Raw genomic sequence first — 3,168 nt, 5'->3', positions numbered from 1 at the left:
GCGCGCAAGCTTGTGATTGCGCTGTGGCGCCTTGTCACCACGGGCGAGGTGCCGCAGGGCGTCAGCTTGCGTGCGGCGTGACTGGGGGCACGTGGGAAGACGAGAGCAAACGCACACCCAATTGGCTGGCCCGCAGCAGGGTCTGCCGATGATGACCCGAGGTGGCGGCAACCCGAAGCTACAGATGGTCCTCGGACCGCGGACGTAGAATGGGCCCGCCCCCGGAGCTTCGCCCACCGATGCGCATGCTGCAAGGCGCGCATCGATGACCGCCGGGTGATGAGCGGTGGACGCTGGGTCGACGCTCCGTCGGTCTATCGACCGCGCAAGAACCTTTACAACCGTTTCCAGCGCTGGTCGGCCAAGGGCGTTTGGAGTGCCATTTTCTAACGCAGGCGGGCCTCCGGCCGAGCTTCTCATCGACTCATCGGCGGTGAAGGCGCATCGCTGTGCAGCCGGGTGTCGAACAGTGCTGGTTTTCCCGCCGATGCGCTGAGGAAAAGACGGGCGCTCGCGCGAGCAATAGCAGGTGCCCGACCACTGGCGCGCTCTCTGAGCGCGCTTAATAACGAAATCGTCGCACTCATAACTGACTGAAGAATACTAAGGGCTTGTTAAGTTGTAGACTGAATGCGTCGGGAGCTGAAATGGCGCGCCCGTAAGATTCGCATGTCACCTAGTATCAAAGATCATCGAAACTCTAGGAAGAGGAACGAAAATGAAGATCAACCTCATGACTGGGCTATGTGGACTCGCGGCATTCTTGCTGGCGTCTTCTGCGGTCCCTGCGACGGCGCAGGATCGCCAAGTCGTCTTTTCCACATCCGGCGGCTCCTATGAAAAGGCTATTCGCGAATACTGGCTCGAGCCCTTCGAAAAGGCCACCGGCATCAAAGTTGTCGTGGTCCCTACCGGCGACAGCGCTGAAGGGCGAGCCAAGGTGGAGGCCATGATCAAATCCGGCAACGTTACGTGGGACATCTTCACCGAAGGCGAGATAGAAGCCGAGGCACCGGACCACTTGGCGAGGAGGGGAGACGACCTCTCAGATTTCTGCATGCAATTTAAGGACTACTCAGATCTGGTGACTGACGCATGCAAGGCATCAAGTATTTTGTTCATCCGTGGCGCGACATTGATTGCCTACAACAAGGAGCACTTCCCCAATGGCGGGCCGAGCACCTGGAAGGAGTTCTGGGACACCAAGCAATTTCCTGGTGCCCGCTCCATGGGCGCGGGTGCTGAAGCTTACGTGCAGTTGACGGCGGCTCTTTTGGCCGATGGCGTGCCCAGGGACAAGCTCTATCCGATGGACGTAGACCGCGCGTTCAAGAAGCTCCACGAGTTGCGCTCTGATGTCGGGCTGTGGTGGACGAACGGCGACCAACAGGTTCAAGGTTTCCGCAATGGTCAATATGATGCCGGAGTCATGTATATGACCCGCACCACCGCGCTAAAAAATGAGGGGCAACCCGTCGCCTGGTCCTATAACGGTGCGATTATGTTGGGCGATCGCTTCGCCATTGTGAAGGGCGCGCCCCACAAAGCGGAAGCGCTTGAACTGCTGAAATTCTACCTGGATTCGCCCGAAATCCAGGGGAAGATATGCGAGGCGTTGTCCTGCGTGCCGCCGAGCAAGGATGCGCTTAATTACATGAGCGCGGAAGCGCGCGCCAACATGCCGTCGGACGAGGAGATCAGTTCCGAAATGGTGGTTCCGGACCCCAAGTGGGTCAACGACAACAGGCCAATGCTGATCGACCGCTGGAACGCCTGGATTCAGAATTAGGCACAATGGGGCTGCCGGATCACCCGGCAGCCCCGAGAGGCCGGCTGGCGCAAGTTCGACTTCGCGTTCAGCACTGCAGTTAGCAAGATGTTTCTTATCGCGGCGATTCTGGGCGACCTGAAATGTCACCGCGCTTTGGCGCCCAGCGATGACCGTGACCGCGCGCCTAAGAAGTTTGCTAGATGCCAGTCGCCTGCACCGCGGCAGGCCTATTGACAACGATTCAGCACTGATGGACTGATGGATCGCCGATTCCTACGTGGCAGCCGATTTAGCAGTCGAGGAAGCACATTCCTTAGAGGCGCGCGGGATGGAGGGCACTCCGCAAGGATCTGGCGAGGGAGTTCCCACGACCATCAAAGACATTTCGCGCCCGAAAGAGTGGGCGACGCTCATTCACCCCGGTACCTACGGAAAGTGGGGCCGTGGGATGATGACGCCCCAGCTGTCGCAAGACTGCCCGAGCACGACGCGATTTTTCTTGGAAGACGACTTGCCCCGAGTTCGCCTGGAAGGCCGTCACCCAGAGCCAATTGACAGCGATCAACCGCAGTCCGTGGAACTCAGCCGCAGTCCGTGGAACAGTAATCGGCTCTGTGGAGGAAGTAGCGGAGGCGCCGCGATTGCACCCGTAACCGGCATGGAGCGTTACACACTGTTCCCTTCGCATACCTACCAGCCTATGCGGGATATCGGCCGCAAGCCGACCTTTGGCCGGGTTTCATGCTCAAGTGGCCGTGCTTCTTTACCGTGCGGTGCGGAAAATCATGAGTGAGCGGGCCAGAGCCGGTCATTTGGCCCCGGTCTTCTGAGCGCCACCGAGGCCCGCAAGGGCATCCGGGCCAGTCATTATTCATTACGGGCGCAGCTTGAGACACGAGCCGGCTATTCAACATCACGGTGCCGAAGCTTCGGCGGTAGACTTTGAGACGGCCATCACTGAACGTTAGCGGCGCCCGAAGAGGCCGTCGAGGGGCTGTGCTCGAGATTATGTGGACTGCATCTTGATACGCCAGGTCGAGGATATCACAGAGGGCCCTGTGGGGCACGAATGTGAGCCCGAGCAAGGTGTTGAACCTCAACAACAAGAATTCTTTTGCGATGATCGAAGACGATCAAACGGCTCTCGAATAACAAAACCAGCGCACACATAACCATCTGAAAACGTAAACGAGGCCTAAGTGGTCTACGTTTCGAGACAATGAGGTGATGTCGGATGTTTCGCAATCGATGGGCCACAGATCGCATAAACTCAGTATGGCTTTGCGTTTGTAACAGCGGTTCAAAACATGCCTCTCACACAGGACGTGGCCGAGACGGTCGCCAAGCTTTCTTACGAAAGGCTTTCGAAACAGGTTCGCGAGAAGGTGAAGCTCCTC

1 protein-coding gene and 1 pseudogene are annotated in these 3,168 nt (G+C 58.2%); both read left to right on the top strand.

The genetic code is table 11. From position 1 onward, the window contains the following. Window positions 1-252: 252 nt before the first annotated feature. A pseudogene (locus M727_RS41160) lies at window positions 253-460 on the top strand (IS5/IS1182 family transposase); the annotation flags it as partial. A 258-nt stretch (window positions 461-718) separates the two neighbouring features. Beyond that, a complete protein-coding gene (locus M727_RS0132580; protein WP_051505842.1) occupies window positions 719-1,789 on the top strand; it encodes an ABC transporter substrate-binding protein in 1,071 nt (356 codons plus the stop codon). Window positions 1,790-3,168 lie beyond the last annotated feature (1,379 nt).

Origin of the sequence: Mesorhizobium sp. WSM2561 (assembly GCF_000513915.1) — a bacterium.
Lineage (GTDB): Bacteria > Pseudomonadota > Alphaproteobacteria > Rhizobiales > Rhizobiaceae > Mesorhizobium > Mesorhizobium muleiense.
The sequence above is the reverse complement of the archived record's forward strand: the minus strand, read 5'-3'. Positions and strand labels throughout refer to the sequence as shown.